This is a genomic window from Variovorax sp. ISS6 (assembly GCF_056523145.1).
This window is the reverse complement of sequence record NZ_JAWRZC010000001.1, coordinates 3,682,458-3,696,780: the sequence shown is the minus strand read 5'-3', so window position 1 is coordinate 3,696,780 and position 14,323 is coordinate 3,682,458. Positions and strand designations below refer to the sequence as shown.

14 protein-coding genes are annotated in these 14,323 nt (G+C 71.7%); 7 read left to right on the top strand and 7 right to left on the bottom strand.

The window, feature by feature from the left end; genetic code table 11:
• The first annotated feature begins 46 nt into the window (after positions 1-46).
• Positions 47-1,918, top strand: coding sequence for a PhoX family protein (locus tag AC1HIL_RS17040; RefSeq protein ID WP_479672247.1), 1,872 nt, complete (start codon positions 47-49; stop codon positions 1,916-1,918).
• A gap of 13 nt (positions 1,919-1,931) precedes the next feature.
• Positions 1,932-2,321: a DUF488 domain-containing protein gene (locus AC1HIL_RS17035; protein WP_479672246.1), complete on the top strand. Its 390-nt coding sequence runs from the start codon at positions 1,932-1,934 to the stop codon at positions 2,319-2,321.
• Here the strand turns inward: AC1HIL_RS17035 and AC1HIL_RS17030 are convergent, their stop codons facing one another.
• Entirely contained in the window at positions 2,322-2,930 is a 609-nt protein-coding gene (locus AC1HIL_RS17030; protein ID WP_479672245.1) for a glutathione S-transferase, read from the bottom strand.
• A 128-nt stretch (positions 2,931-3,058) separates the two neighbouring features.
• Between AC1HIL_RS17030 and AC1HIL_RS17025 the strand changes: the two genes are divergently transcribed.
• Entirely contained in the window at positions 3,059-3,517 is a 459-nt protein-coding gene (locus AC1HIL_RS17025; protein WP_261210888.1) for an Lrp/AsnC family transcriptional regulator, read from the top strand.
• Between the two features lie 9 nt (positions 3,518-3,526).
• Here the strand turns inward: AC1HIL_RS17025 and AC1HIL_RS17020 are convergent, their stop codons facing one another.
• The gene (locus tag AC1HIL_RS17020) at positions 3,527-4,429 is read right to left on the bottom strand and encodes an SDR family oxidoreductase (protein WP_479672244.1); all 903 of its coding nucleotides are present in this window, start codon (positions 4,427-4,429) and stop codon (positions 3,527-3,529) included.
• A 112-nt stretch (positions 4,430-4,541) separates the two neighbouring features.
• Between AC1HIL_RS17020 and AC1HIL_RS17015 the strand changes: the two genes are divergently transcribed.
• Positions 4,542-5,420, top strand: coding sequence for a CoA transferase (locus AC1HIL_RS17015; protein WP_479672243.1), 879 nt, complete (start codon positions 4,542-4,544; stop codon positions 5,418-5,420).
• Between the two features lie 21 nt (positions 5,421-5,441).
• Here the strand turns inward: AC1HIL_RS17015 and AC1HIL_RS17010 are convergent, their stop codons facing one another.
• Positions 5,442-6,437: a Bug family tripartite tricarboxylate transporter substrate binding protein gene (locus AC1HIL_RS17010; protein ID WP_057594284.1), complete on the bottom strand. Its 996-nt coding sequence runs from the start codon at positions 6,435-6,437 to the stop codon at positions 5,442-5,444.
• A 140-nt stretch (positions 6,438-6,577) separates the two neighbouring features.
• Between AC1HIL_RS17010 and AC1HIL_RS17005 the strand changes: the two genes are divergently transcribed.
• Complete coding sequence (locus AC1HIL_RS17005) at positions 6,578-7,582, top strand: LysR family transcriptional regulator (RefSeq protein ID WP_479672242.1); 1,005 nt, start codon at positions 6,578-6,580, stop codon at positions 7,580-7,582.
• Here the strand turns inward: AC1HIL_RS17005 and AC1HIL_RS17000 are convergent.
• A complete protein-coding gene (locus AC1HIL_RS17000) occupies positions 7,542-8,477 on the bottom strand; it encodes a hypothetical protein (protein WP_479672241.1) in 936 nt (311 codons plus the stop codon). The genes AC1HIL_RS17005 and AC1HIL_RS17000 overlap by 41 nt on opposite strands.
• 127 nt (positions 8,478-8,604) lie before the next feature.
• Here AC1HIL_RS17000 and AC1HIL_RS16995 point away from each other — a divergent pair, with 127 nt between their 5' ends.
• Positions 8,605-8,985, top strand: coding sequence for a tautomerase family protein (locus tag AC1HIL_RS16995; protein ID WP_261210894.1), 381 nt, complete (start codon positions 8,605-8,607; stop codon positions 8,983-8,985).
• On the opposite strand, the gene AC1HIL_RS16990 is transcribed toward AC1HIL_RS16995, so the two are convergent.
• From AC1HIL_RS16990 to AC1HIL_RS16980, 3 genes are all read right to left on the bottom strand, one after another.
• Positions 8,939-9,856 (bottom strand): DMT family transporter, encoded by a 918-nt coding sequence (locus tag AC1HIL_RS16990; RefSeq protein ID WP_479672240.1) that lies wholly within the window; start codon positions 9,854-9,856, stop codon positions 8,939-8,941. The genes AC1HIL_RS16995 and AC1HIL_RS16990 overlap by 47 nt on opposite strands.
• Before the next feature lie 63 nt (positions 9,857-9,919).
• A complete protein-coding gene (locus tag AC1HIL_RS16985; RefSeq protein WP_422097276.1) occupies positions 9,920-10,699 on the bottom strand; it encodes a helix-turn-helix domain-containing protein in 780 nt (259 codons plus the stop codon).
• A 40-nt stretch (positions 10,700-10,739) separates the two neighbouring features.
• On the bottom strand, positions 10,740-13,154 hold the full coding sequence (locus AC1HIL_RS16980) for a YgiQ family radical SAM protein (protein WP_057594751.1): 2,415 nt from the start codon (positions 13,152-13,154) through the stop codon (positions 10,740-10,742).
• Between the two features lie 218 nt (positions 13,155-13,372).
• Here AC1HIL_RS16980 and AC1HIL_RS16975 point away from each other — a divergent pair, with 218 nt between their 5' ends.
• A complete protein-coding gene (locus AC1HIL_RS16975) occupies positions 13,373-14,317 on the top strand; it encodes a bifunctional helix-turn-helix transcriptional regulator/GNAT family N-acetyltransferase (protein WP_479672239.1) in 945 nt (314 codons plus the stop codon).
• The last annotated feature ends 6 nt before the right edge of the window (positions 14,318-14,323 follow it).

The window sequence follows — 14,323 nt, the reverse complement described above, 5'->3', positions numbered from 1 at the left end:
GGCGATGATGGCGGCTGTCGCCGACCCAACACCCGCACCGCCTTTCATGTCCCTCGACCGCCGCCGCTTCCTGCAATCGGGCACCGCCGCCGTGGTGGCGCTGCTGGCCCAGCACCCTGCCGGGGCCACCAAGCCCACGCTGTCCATCGAAGGCAGGGAAGCGCTGGGCTTCACGGCCGTGCCGGCCTCGCTGCGCGACGCGGTCGTGGTGCCCCCCGAGTACGAATGGCAGCTGCTCTACCCCTGGGGCACGCCCACCGGCATCGCGGGCCAGCCGATGCCCGCCTTCGCGCCCGACGGCGGCAACAGCGCGGCCGACCAGGCGCTGCAGGCCGGCATGCACCACGACGGCATGCATTTCTTTCCGCTCGCCACGCCCGGGCGCGCGCTGCTCGTGATGAACCACGAGTACACCGACGAGCAGTTGCTGCACGCCGACGGCGCGAAGGAATGGAACGCGCAGAAGGTGCGCAAGTCGCTGCATGCGATGGGCGTGTCGGTGATCGAGATCGCGCGCACGCCCGAGGGCGGCTGGCGCCAGGTGCTGCCCTCGCCCTATGCCCGCCGCGTGCACGGCAACACGCCGATGCGCATCGCCGGCCCGGCCGCGGGTTCGCCGCGCCTGCGCACCGCGCTCGATCCGGCCGGCACGGAGGTGCTCGGCACCTTCGCCAACTGCGCGATGGGCGTCACGCCCTGGGGCACCTACCTCACCTGCGAGGAGAACTTCCACGGCTACTTCGGCGGCCCGAAGGAGGCGGCCAAGGAAGCCACGCCCGCGCAGCGCCGCTACGGCACGGTGGCGGGCTCGCAATGGGTCGAGTACTGGCGCTTCGACGAGCGCTTCGACCTGAGCCGCCATCCCAACGAGCCGCACCGCTTCGGCTGGGTGGTCGAGATCGACCCCTTCGATCCCGCCGCGAAGCCCGTCAAGCGCACCGCGCTGGGCCGCAAGCGCCAGGAGAGCGCGACCTGCACCGTGACCAGGGACGGCCGCGTGGCGGTCTACATGGGCGACGACGCGCGCTTCGAATACATCTACAAGTACCTGAGCACCGACCGCATCGCGCCCGCCGGCGAGGGCTCGCGCGCGGCGGCCAACGCGCGGCTGCTCGACGAGGGCACGCTGTACGTCGCGCGCTTCGACGCCGACGGCCGCGGCCGCTGGATCGAGCTCGTGCACGGCCGCCACGGGCTCGACGCCGCGGCCGGCTTCGCCGACCAGGCCGAGGTGCTGGTCCATGCGCGGCTCGCGGCCGACGCGGTGGGCGGCACGAAGATGGACCGCCCCGAGTGGATCGCGATCAGCCCCGGCGGCGAGGTCTACGTCACGCTCACCAACAACAGCCAGCGCGGCGACCTCGGCAAGCCCGGCCCCGATGCCGCGAACCCGCGCGCAGACAACCTGTTCGGCGGCATCCTGCGCTGGCGCGAGGACGACGGCGACGCGGCGAGCGCGGGCTTCGCCTGGGAGCATTTCGTGCTCGCGGGCGACACCGCGCAGCCCGGCAGCGGCGCGCGCTACCCGAGCGCCGATGCCGACCTGTTCGGCAGCCCCGACGGCCTGCACTTCGACAGCGGCGGCCTGCTGTGGATCCAGACCGACATGAGCGGCCAGCTGATCGGCAAGCCGCCCTACACCGCCCTGGGCAACAACCAGATGCTGGTGGCCGACCCGGCCACGGGCCGCATCAAGCGCTTCCTGACCGGGCCCAGCGGCTGCGAGATCACGGGCTGCGTGGTCGCGCCCGACCGCCGCGCGCTGTTCGTCAACGTCCAGCATCCGGGCGAGTCGCGCGACGACGGCAGCGCCACCCACAACAGCGCCTGGCCCGACGGCACCGCACCGGGCAGCGCGCGGCCGCGCTCGGCCACGCTGGCGATCCGGCGGCGCGACGGCGGCATCGTCGGTACCTAGAGGAGACCCATCCATGAGCATCCGCATCGTTCGACTCGGCACGCCGCGCAGCCCCGGCGAAGGCCTGCGCGTGGGCACCGTGCGGCGCCCGCCGCGCGGCGTGCCCAAGAGCGAATTCGCGTCGCAGGACTGGTACGACGTCTGGTACCCGAACCTCGCGCCCTCGGCCGAGACCATGAAGCTGGGCCAGGCCGCGCGGACGCCGGCCGAGTGGACGGCCTTCATGCGCAAGTACAAGGCCGAGATGGCCGAGGCCGACGCGAGCCGCAGCCTCGACCTGCTCGCGGCGCTCTCGCACCGGACCGCGCTGGCCGTGGGCTGCTACTGCGAGGACGAGTCGCGCTGCCACCGCTCGCTGCTGCGCGGCCTGCTGGCCGAGCGCGGCGCCGACATCGCGGCCTGATCAGAGCTGCGGCAGCGCCGCGAACACCGGCAGGGCCTCGGCGCGCGCGGCATGGGCCGCCAGTGCCGGGCAACGCGCGGGTGCCACCAGCTCGGGCAGCATCAGCTGCGTGAACGACCAGGCCACGGCCGCCGAGACGGCGTCCTGCGTCAGCGCCGCTTCTTCGGCGGTCCACGGCGCCACCGCCACCTCGCGCTCGAGTTCGTCACAGGCCGCCAGCAATTGCCCCAGCACCCGGTCCACCCAGGGCTGGTGCAGCTTCTCGGCCGGCCGGAGGTTGCGCTCGTAGACGATCTGCACCGTCTTCTCGCAGGCCGCGAGCGCGAGCCCCGTGAGGCGCAGCGCGCGCAGCCGCGCCGCCGCCTCGGCCGGCCACAGGCTGCGGCCGGCGAGGAACTCGGCGTACTCGACGATCAGGGTCGAATCCATCAGCACCGCGCCGTCGTCGAGCACCAGCGTCGGCGCCTTGACCACCGGGTTGATCGCGCGGAACTGCTCGAAGGTGCTGAACACCGAGAGCGAGCGGTGTTCGAAGGCAATGCCCAGCAGCCGCAGCGAGACGGCGGTGCGGCGCACGTAGGGCGAGTCGAGCATGCCGACGAGTTGCATCGAGGGTTCCTCCTTGGGTCTTGAACGAAGCCACGACCTTAGCGGCGCCCGTGCGCGCGGGCCACGGGCATTCATCGAAAATCGGCGCTCCCGGCCGATGGACCATCGGTGCCCCCTCTTCTCATCGCATGGACATCGACAAGAAAGACCGCCTGATCCTCGAAGCCCTGCAGGCCGACGCGCGCCAGAGCCTCGCGGCGCTGGGCAAGCGCATCGGCCTGTCGCAGCCGGCCATGAGCGAGCGCGTGCGCAAGCTCGAGGACGCGGGCGTGATCGAGGGCTACGGCGCGCGCGTCAACCTGCGCGCGCTCGGCGTGGGGCTGCAGGCCATCATCCGCATCGACACCACGCATGCGGGCATCGCGCGCTACCTGAAGCTGTTCGAGCAGATGCCCGAGGTGCTGAGCGCCGACCGCGTGACCGGCGAGGACTGCTTCATCGTGCGCTGCGCGATCGCCGAGCCGGCCGAGCTCGAGCGCGTGGTGGACGCGCTCGCGGTCGACGGCGCGGTCACCACCTCGCTGGTGCTGTCGAGCCCCGTGAACAAGCACGTCACCGTGCACGCGGCGAAGCCGCCGAGGAAGTAGCGCGCAGGCTCAGCGCTGCGTCTTGTCCTTCTGGTTCTGCGCCTCGATGCGCTCGCGCGCGGCCAGCCAGTCGCCGTCGCTCCACTGGCGCAGCTCGTAGAAGTTGCCGCCGTTGGCCAGCGCGTTGGCGCCGTCCATCATGATGCTCTGGCCCGTGAGCCAGTCGCACTGGCCCGGCGACATCAGGAAGGCCGCGAGGTTCTGCAGCTCGCTCATGCGGCCGGTGCGCGCCATCGGGCTCATCGCGATGGTGCGCGCGCCGGGCTCCTCGCCGGGGTTCAGGCGCTTGCTCATGCCCTCGGTCGGGATCTCGCCCGGGCCCACGGCATTGAGCCGCACGCCGTAGCGCGCCCACTCCACCGCGAGCGACTTGGTCATCACCTCGATGCCGGCCTTGCTCATCGCCGAGGGCACCACGTAGGGGCTGCCGTTGTCGACCCAGGTCACGATGATGCTCATCACGCTGCGGAAGGCATCGCCGGCCTTCCACTGGCCCGACTTGGCCTCGGCCACCCAGCGCTTGCCCACGGCATGCGTGACGTAGAAGCTGCCGTGGAAGACGATGTTCGCGATCGCGTCGAAGGCGCGCGGCGAGAGGCTCTCGGTCGGCGAGACGAAGTTGCCGGCCGCGTTGTTCACCAGGCCGGTGAGGCCGCCGCTCTGCCAGAGGCTCTCGACCATCTCGTCCACGCTCTGGGCGACGCGGATGTCGACGCCGAAGGTGTCGATGCGCCGTTCGGGAAACTGCTGGCGCCACTCGGCCGCGGTCTCCTCGCAGACCGACTGGCGCCGGCCGCAGATCGCGATGTCGGCGCCCAGGCCGAGGAAGCGCTCGGCCATCGCGCGGCCGAGCCCGGTGCCGCCGCCGGTCACGAGGATGCGCTGGCCGCTCATGAGGGAAGGTTGGAACATGCGTCGTCTCCTGGAGGTTTGCCTGACGGCGGCCATGCTACGCGCGGCGGGCGGCGCGCGCATCGGGGGCCGGGTCGCGGGCGCGACGCGGGGCTGGGGCGAGAATGGCGCCATGCCCGACTCCATCGACGCCTCCTCGCAGCCGCTCGCCGGCGTGCGCATCCTGAGCCTCGCGCTCAACCTGCCCGGCCCGGCCGCGCTGCTGCGCTGCCGCCGCATGGGCGCCGATTGCCTGAAGCTCGAACCGCCCGCGGGCGACCCGATGGCGCTCTACAACGAGGCGGCCTATGCCGCGCTGCACGAGGGCATCGCCATCGAGGCGGCCGACCTCAAGAGCGAGGCCGGCCAGCGCGCGCTGCACGAGGCGCTCGCGCGCACCGACGTGCTGCTGACCTCGTTCCGTCCCTCGGCGCTGGCCAAGCTCGGCCTGGACTGGAACGCGCTGCATGCGCGCCATCCGGCGCTGTCGCAGGTGGCGATCGTCGGCGCCCACGGCGAACGCGCCGAGGAGCCGGGCCACGACCTGACCTACCTCGCCGAGAGCGGCCTGGTCACCGGCACCGCGCTGCCGGCCACGCTGTTCGCCGACATGGGCGGCGCGCTGCTCGCGAGCGAGGCGGTGCTCAAGGCCCTGCTGCTGCGTGCGCGCGGCGCCACGGCCGGGGGCGTGTACCTCGAGGTCGCGCTCAATGTCTCGGCCGACTGGCTCGCGCTGCCGCGCACCTGGGGCCTGACGCAGCCGCAGGGCGCGGTCGGCGGCGCGCATGCGGGATACCGCGTCTATCCCTGCGCCAACGGCCGCGTGGCGGTGGCCGCGCTCGAGCCGCACTTCGCCGCCCGGCTGTGCGAGGCCGCGGGCCTGGCCTCGCGCGACATGATGGCGCCGGCCACGCACGAGGGCGTGGCGGCCTGGATCGCGCTGCGCAGCCGCGCCGAACTCGAGGCGATGGCGCGCGAGCGCGACGTGCCGCTGCTCACGCTGGCGGACTGAAGCCCGCCGGGCCGGCGGGCCTCAGAGCTTGATGCCCGCCGCCTTCACCGTCGGCCCGAGCACCGCCACCTGCTCCTTCACGATGCCCTCGAAGCGGGCCGTCGTCTCGGGCTTGGCGACGATGCCCAGCTCGATCAGCTTCTTCTGCACCTCGGCCATCGCCAGCACCTCGTTGCAGGCGGCATGGAGGCGCGCCACCACCTCGGGCGGCAGCTTCGCGGGGCCGCTGAGGCCGAAGAAGTTCTCGAGCACCAGCCTGGGCTGCCCGACTTCGGCGATGGCCGGCACCTCGGGCATCAGCGGCGAGCGCGCGCTGCCCGTGACCGCCAGCGGCACCAGCTGGCCGCTCTTGAAGTACGGCACGTAGGCGGTGATCACGTCGATCCCCACGGGGATGGTGTTGGCGATCAGGTCGGTGGTCATCGGCGCCCCGCCGCGGTAGGGCACATGCTCCAGGTGCAGCCCGGTCACGCGCCGGATCAGCTCGCCGTGGATATGGCCGATCGAGCCCGGGCCGCCCGAGCCGAAATCGAGCCGGCCGTCCTTGCGCGCGCGGGCTTCCAGGTCGGCGAAGCTCGCGATGCCCGAGCCCTTGCTGGCCATCACCACCAGCGGCGCCGAGCCCAGCGCGGCGATGTGGCTGAAGGCCGCGACCGGGTCGTAGGGCTGCTTGTCGAGCGTGAAGGGCCCGAGCGCGATCGGCGTGGTGTTGGCGAGCATCAGCGTGTAGCCGTCGGGCGCCGCGGCCGCGACCTGGGCGCCGCCGATGGTGCCGCCCGCGCCGGGCTTGTTGTCGATCACCACCGCCTGGCCGAGCCGGCGCGCGAGCTGCTCGCCCATCACGCGCGCCAGGATGTCGCTGGAGCCGCCGGGCGGGAAGGTCACGACGATCCTGATCGGCCGGTCGGGCCACTGCGCGAAGGCCGGCAGCGCGAGCGCGGCGGCGCCGGCCGCCAGCAGCTGCAGCGCGCCGCGGCGCGTGGGACGAACAGGGGAAAGGTGGGCGGTGGAGGTCATGGCGCGGTCCAGCAAGAGCAATGCCCGCACTCTAGGAAGCGGCCCATGGCACGCCAATCGCTAGCGCGTTATGCGCGGCATAGCAAAGCGCCGGGCCCGCGCGATGGCTCGGCACCAAAGCTGTGCAGCGCCCTTCCTCCATGTCCCGCGCCAACGATCCTTTCGACACCTACCTGCTGCGCGTCTTCGCCGTTCTGCTGGCCGAGCGCAGCGTCTCGCGCGCCGCCACGCGGCTCAACCAGTCGCAGCCGGCCGTGAGCACCGCGCTCAAGCGGCTGCGCGAGATCTTCGGCGACCCGCTGCTGGTGAAGGACAAGCAGCGCATGGTGCCGACCGAGCGCGCGCTGCGGCTCGAGGCCTCGGTGCGCGTGGTGCTCGGCGAGATCGACGCCCTGCTCGCGCCGGCCGACAGCTTCGATCCCGCGACCACGCGGCTGACCTTCCACCTCGGCACGCCCGACTACCTGGCGCCGCCGCTGATGGCCGCGGTGGTGCAGTACCTGCGCGGCACCGCGCCGGGCGCGCGCCTGTTCATGCATCCGCTCGGGCCCGAGTTCGACGTCGAGGCCGCGCTGGCCGACGGCTCGCTCGACGTGGTGGTGGGCAACTGGCCGCAGCCGCCCGAGCACCTGCACACCACCTTGCTGATGGAGGACGAGATCGTCTGCCTGGTCGACCGCGACCATCCGTGCGCGCAGGGCCTCGCGTTGAGCGACTACCTGCACGGCGCCCACGTGGTGCCGCAGCTCTACAGCACCCTGCAGCGCGGCGTGGTCGAGAGCCACCTGGCCACGCTGCGCCTGGCGCGCACGCCGACCGTGACGGTGCCCTACTTCTCGATGGCGCCGCAGCTCCTGCCCGGCACCGACCTGATCTTCACCACCAGCCGGCACTTCGCACAGCATTACGCCGCCCTGCTGCCGCTGGCGATCGTGCCGGCGCCGCTCGATTTCCCGCCGATGCGCTTCTACCAGCTCTGGCATGCGCGCCACCAGCGCGCGCCGGGCCACCTGTGGTTCCGCTCGCTGCTGTCGGCCGTGATGCGCACGGCCGGCGCCACGCGGCACCTGCGGCTGCCGCCGGCCAGGGCCGGCACGGCGGCGCTCAGCGGCCCAGCCCCTCGCGCTGCCGATCCTCGCGCTTGAGCGCGAGGTAGGTGTCGAGGTCGATCTCGTGGAGCTGGCGCGGGAACTGCTCGGCGGCCGCGAACCAGTGGCGCTGGCGCTGCTCGGACTGGCCCTTGGCATCGGCCGCGAGGTAGGCGTCGAGCGTGAGGAAGTAGCGCATCGCATTGCGCTCGACCAGCCCGCGCATGCCGCGGATGTACTCTGGCTTGCCGTCGGGCGCCTGCCCCACCACGGTGAAGCCGACCTTGTCGCGCCCGAAGGTCGCGAGGTAGGCCTGGGTGGCGAGCTTCACCATCAGGCTGTGGTCGTAGCTGTAGCTGAAGTGCAGGAAGCTCTTGCGTTCGTCGAGCGCCACCGCCTCCAGCGTGACGTGGTAGTTGCTGGTGCCGAACGGGCCGCTGGCGGCCGACAGGTCGATCATCAGGTGCTCGGGCGTCGCGCTCGCCACGCGGTAGGCGAAGGGCAGCTCGAAGGCCTGGTCGACCGGCTTGTCGTAGCGCCGCACCACGTAGAGCGTGAGCGTCTCGCGGCCCGGCGCGCCGCTGACGCGGCAGCGCCGGTTGTTGACGTGCAGCAGCATCAGCTCGCACCAGTTGGCCGAGCCCTTGAGCGCGCTGCCGACCTCCGACAGCGGATGCTCGACCACCGCATAGACGTCGCCCTGCAGCCCGCCGGGCGTCTCGATCGAGTCGAGCTGTATCGGACGGCCGAAGCTGCTGCGTTCGAGCTTGTCCTTGAGCTGCCGGTGCTGGGCACGCAAAGCCTGCGCGGGCGCTTCGCTGGCGGTGGGAGCGGCGGTGACTTGCAGGCCGCTCGCCAGCAGCCAGCCGCACAGGACGGCGCCACAGGCACGCCCCAGGCGCCGCGCTGGCGAGAACATGCCGGGGCCCGACCGGTAGAACGAAATGCTCATCGGGCCACACCATACAACGGCGCGGCCTTTCGCGTGCTCGGGCGCTTCCCGCGCCCTGCTTCCTGCACGCCGGCACGGACGCGCCCACAATCGCGCCGAGCGCCTCCCGCTCGCCAAGGAAGACACCATGCCCCTCGTCCGCATCGACCTCCCCGACACCGCTCCCGAGACGCTAGGCCCGGCCATCGGCGATCTCATCTACCAGGTGATGACCGAGACCATCAACGTTCCCGAGGACGACAAGTTCCAGGTCATCGCGCGCCATCCGCCGGGGCAGCTCGTGCATCCGCGCAGCTACCTGGGCATCGAGTATTCGGCGGGCTTCGTGCTGATCCAGATCACACTGAACCAGGGCCGCAGCATCGAGATGAAGAAGGCCTTCTACCGGCGCGTGGCCGACGGGCTGCACGAGCAGCTCGGCATCCGGCGCGAGGACGTGTTCATCAGCCTGGTCGAGGTGGTCAAGGAGAACTGGTCGTTCGGGAACGGAGAGATGCAGTACGCGTAGCCCAGGCGCCGCCGGCCAATGCCACGCCCGGCAGCACCAGCGCGAGCGCGATCCAGCTCGAGGCCGTGAGCGGCTCGCGCAGCAGCCAGGCCGCGCCCACGGCGGTCATCAGCGGCACCAGCGCGCCCGACAGCGAGGCGCGCGCCGCGCCCAGCCGCGCCACGGCCAGCCCATAGAGCGCCAACCCCAACAGGCCCGCGAACAGCCCCTGCCCCACGGCCTGCAGCGCCACCTCGCGCAGCGGCGCGCTCAGCAGCTTCGGCGCGCCCGCGATCCACAGCAGCGGCAGCAGCAGCACCGTCGAGCCGAGGTTGATCGCGGCCGCGCCCTGCCAGGCCGTGAGCCCGCTGCGGCGCAGCGCCAGGGTGTAGCCCGACCACAGCAGCGCGGCGAGCAGGAACAGCAGGTCGCCGCGCCATGCCGAGACGGTCGCGGCCAGCCCGCCGAGGCCGGACACCGCGAGCCCCGCGGCCATCAGCGCCAGCCCGAGGCAACGCGAGCGCGCGGGCCGCTCGCCGTCCAGCCACCAGCCGCCCAGCGCGGTGAACAGCGGCACGCTGCCGGCCACGAACACGCCCATGTGGGCGGCCGGCGCCCACTGCGCGCCGGCCATCGCCACCAGCCCGAACGGCAGGCCGCCGCCGAGCACCAGCAGCAGGCCCTGCCGTGCCGGCAGCGCGCGCAGCACCGCACGCGAGGCCCATGCCACCGGCAGCAGCACCAGCGCGGGAATCGCATAGCGCAGCACCGCGAGCTCCAGCGGGCCGAGCGAGGTGGTGACGCCATGGCGCGAGACGATCTGCCAGCCGCTGCCGATCAGCGCGGTGGCGAGCGCGGCGAGCACGCCTGTCCAGGGAAGGGATCGGTTCATGCGGCCAGTCTGGCCGTGCGCGCCTGGCGGCGCTATCAGGATCCTGCGCAGCCGCGTGCGGACTTACGCGGCGTGAAGCGCGCGGCGCGCCTCGCCGGGCGTCACGCCGACCTCGCGCAGGAACAGCGCGCCGAGGTGGCTCTGGCTGCAGAAGCCGAGCGCGTGCGCCAGGCCCGCGAGGTCGCGCTCGCCGGCATCGAGCTGCGCGAGCGCGGCGGCCAGCCGCAGGTGCAGCCGGTACTGGTGCGGGCTCAGGCCGGTGCGGCGGCGAAAGCTGCGCGCCAGATGGAACGGCGAACTGCTGGCGGCTTCCGCCAGCTCGTGCAGCGACAACGTGCGGCCTTCCGCCGCCTCCGCCGCCAGGCAGCGCCGCGCTCGGCCCACGGCGCCCTCGCTGTGCGCGAGACCACCAGCCGCGAGAGCGTCGGCGATCAATTGCGGCGTGGCATCGACGGCATCGAGCCCCGCTTCGAGGCGGCGCCAGTGCAGGCGCAGCCGGTACAGGGCGCGTGGCGACAACAGGCGCTGGGCCGCGTCGCCGGTCCAGGGCGCATCGGCCACGCCGTCGGTGGCGCTCACGACCACGCTGCAGCGCGGCTCGCGCGCCTGGGGGCGCAACTGGTAGCGCTGCGCGGGCGCGACGCGCAGGGCCGTCAGCGCATCGATCCAGGCACCGGGGCCGTCGTCGCCGCGGAACTCCATCGCGGCGGCATCGAAGGGCAGCACGAGCCGGCCCGAGGGCGCGGTGTAGACGGGACTCCATTGCGGCGCGGTTGCGTGCGAACGCACGCGCTCCACGCGCCAGCGCGGGTCGGTGGCCAGGAGGATGCGTTGCTGTGCCATGGCGGCCGGGGCGATCGCCGCAGCGGGATCGCCCGCCGCTTCAGCGCACCTTGCGCGCCGAGGGCTTGCCGCCGGCGGGCTTGGCCGAGGGGCGGCCCGAACCGGTGTCGCGCGGCGGCAGCCCGGTGTGCTGCGTGAGGATGCGGCCCTTCGAGGGCTTGACCATCGGCAGCTTCACGGCCGGCGCGGCCTTGGCGGTCTTGGTCGCGGGTGCGCTGGTCGAGTTCTTGCGGCGCGCGCTGGTGTAGCCGCCGTCGGTCAGCGGCTGCCAGGTCGGGATCAGGTGATGCTTGCCGTTGCCGATCAGGTCGGCGCGGCCCATGGCCTTGAGCGCCTCGCGCAGCAGCGGCCAGTTGTTGGCATCGTGGTAGCGCAGGAAGGCCTTGTGCAGCCGGCGCCGCTTCTCGCCGCGCACGATGTCCACCGTCTCGCTCTCGCGCGTGATCTTGCGCAGCGGGTTGCGGTTGCTGTGGTACATGGTCGTGGCCGTGGCCATCGGGCTCGGGTAGAAGGTCTGCACCTGGTCGGCGCGGAAGCCGTTTCTCTTGAGCCAGATCGCGAGGTTCATCATGTCCTCGTCGCTGGTGCCCGGATGCGCGGCGATGAAGTACGGGATCAGGTACTGCTTCTTGCCCGCCTCGGCCGAGTACTTCTCGAACATCTGCTTGAACTTGTCGTAGCTGCCGATGCCGGGCTTCATCATCTTGCTGAGCGGGCCCTGCTCGGTGTGCTCGGGCGCGATCTTCAGGTAGCCGCCCACGTGGTGCTGCACCAGTTCCTTCACGTACTCGGGCGACTGCACGGCGAGGTCGTAGCGCAGGCCCGAGCCGATCAGGATCTTCTTGATGCCGCGCAGCGCGCGCGCGCGGCGGTAGATCTTGATCAGCGGATCGTGGTTGGTGTTGAGGTTCTGGCAGATGCCCGGGTACACGCAGCTGGGTTTGCGGCAGGCGGCCTCGATCTCGGGCGACTTGCAGCCGATGCGGTACATGTTGGCCGTGGGGCCGCCGAGGTCGGAGATGGTGCCGGTGAAGCCCTTCACGCTGTCGCGGATGGCCTCGACCTCCTTGATGATCGAGTCTTCCGAGCGGCTCTGGATGATCCGGCCCTCGTGCTCGGTGATCGAGCAGAAGGTGCAGCCGCCGAAGCAGCCGCGCATGATGTTCACGCTGAAGCGGATCATCTCCCAGGCCGGGATCTTGGTCGCGCCGTCGTGGCTGCCGTTCTCGTCGGCATAGCGCGGATGCGGGCTGCGCGCATACGGCAGGTCGAACACGTGGTCCATCTCGGCCGTGGTCAGCGGGATCGGCGGCGGGTTGATCCAGACGTCGCGCGCGGTCGTGCCCTCGCCATGCGCCTGCACCAGCGCGCGCGCGTTGCCGGGGTTGGTCTCGAGGTGCAGCACGCGGTTGGCGTGGGCATAGAGCACCGGATCGGCGCGCACCTGCTCGTACGAGGGCAGGCGGATCACCGAGCGGTCGCGCGGCGGCACCTTGGTCTTGCCGCGGCCCTGCAGCGCGGGATTGGGCACGAACTGCAGCGGCTTGATGGCGGGGTTGACCGCCGCGGAGGCCACGGCCGGCGAACCGGCGACCTCGGCCGCCTTCGCGACGGCCTCGGCCTCGTCCTCGCGCGCGCAGCTCGCGCCGTTGGCCTTGGCCTGGTCCGAGACCATCAGGTAGGGATTGACGTGCGCCTCGACGCGGCCCGGCTCGTCCACGCTGGTGGAATCGATCTCGAACCAGCCCTCGGGCGTTTCGCGGCGCACGTAGGCGGTGCCGCGCACGTCGTCGATCTGGTGCACCGGCTCGCGCGCCGCGAGGCGGTGCGCGATCTCGACGATGGCGCGCTCGGCGTTGCCGTACAGCAGCAGGTCGCACTTCGAATCGACCACAATCGAGCGGCGGACCTTGTCCTGCCAGTAGTCGTAGTGGGCGATGCGGCGCAGGCTGCCTTCGATGCCGCCGAGCACGATCGGCACGTCGTTCCAGGCTTCCTTGCAGCGCTGCGAATAGACGATGGCCGCGCGGTCGGGCCGCGAACCGCCGACGTCGCCGGGCGTGTAGGCGTCGTCGCTGCGGATCTTGCGGTCCGCGGTGTAGCGGTTGATCATCGAATCCATGTTGCCGGCGGTCACGCCGAAGAACAGGTTCGGCTTGCCGAGCGCCTTGAAGGGCTCGGCGCTCTGCCAGTCGGGCTGGGCGATGATGCCCACGCGGAAGCCCTGCGCCTCGAGCATGCGGCCGATCACCGACATGCCGAAGCTCGGATGGTCGACATAGGCGTCGCCGGTGACGATCACCACGTCGCAGCTGTCCCAGCCGAGCGCCTCCATCTCCTGGCGCGTGGTCGGCAGGAACTTCGCCGTGCCGAAGCGGGCTGCCCAGTACTTGCGGTAGCTGGTCAGCGGCTTGGCGGCGCGCGCGAAAAAGGAGACGTCGACGGGGGCGTTCATCAAATGGGGGTGGTGCGGCAGGCGGCCTCGAAGACAAACGAGAGATGCGGCTGCGATGGGTAACCCGCGATTTTAGGGTTTTCCACCCTTCCTGTCCCGTGAAAGCGGTGGCGCGGCGTCTCGATTAGGGGCTTCGGCCCAGGTTCGCCCCGCCTATATACCAATCTTCAGTCATTCAATTGCTTGCTTTTGTCAATCAATTGGCGCACAGTCGCTCCATGCCGACCACCGAATCCCCCGCCGTTCCCGCCGACGCCGTCAAGGCCGTGCGCCGTTTCAACCGCTTCTTCACACGTCAGGCCGGCGTGCTCGAGCCCTACCTCGGCGGCGCGCTGCCGCTGACCGAGGTGCGCGTGCTCTACGAACTCGCGCACCGCGACGCGCTGGTCGCGACCGATCTCGCGCGCGAACTGGGCCTGGACGGCGGCTACCTGAGCCGCATCCTCAAGCGCTTCGAGGCCGAGGGCTGGATCGTGCGTTCGCCGAGCCCGCGCGACGCGCGCCAGAGCCTGCTGACCCTGACCGGGGCCGGCCATGCCGCCTTCGCGCCGCTGCAGCAGAAGTCGCGCGAGGAAGCCGCCGCCCTGCTCGCGCCACTGCCGCCGCGCGAGCGCGAACAGGTGGTCGAGGCCATGGGACGGATCGAGCGCCTGCTCGACCCCGCGGCACCGCGCGCGCCCACGCGCACGGTGGTGCTGCGCGACCCCAGGCCTGGCGACATGGGCTGGGTGGTGCAGCAGCACGGCGAGCTCTATGCGCGCGAATACGGCTGGAACAGCGAGTTCGAGGCGCTGGTCGCGGAGATCGTGGCGCAGTACCTCCGCAAGTTCCAGCCCGAATGGGACAAGGGCTGGATCGCCGAGCTCGACGGCGAGCGCGTGGGCGCGATCTTCGTGGTGCGCAAGTCGGCCACCACCGCGCAGCTTCGGCTCTTGCTGCTCACGCCGGCCGCGCGCGGCCTGGGCCTGGGCGGCCGACTCACCGACGAATGCATCGCCTTCGCGCGCGCCAGGGGCTACCGCAAGATGGTGCTGTGGACCAACAGCTGCCTCACGGCCGCGCGTGCGATCTATGCGAAGCGCGGCTTCGAACTCGAGAAGTCCGAAGCCTACGAGGGCTTCGGACAGCAACTGGTCGGCGAGACCTGGTCGCTCAAGCTCTAGCGGCGA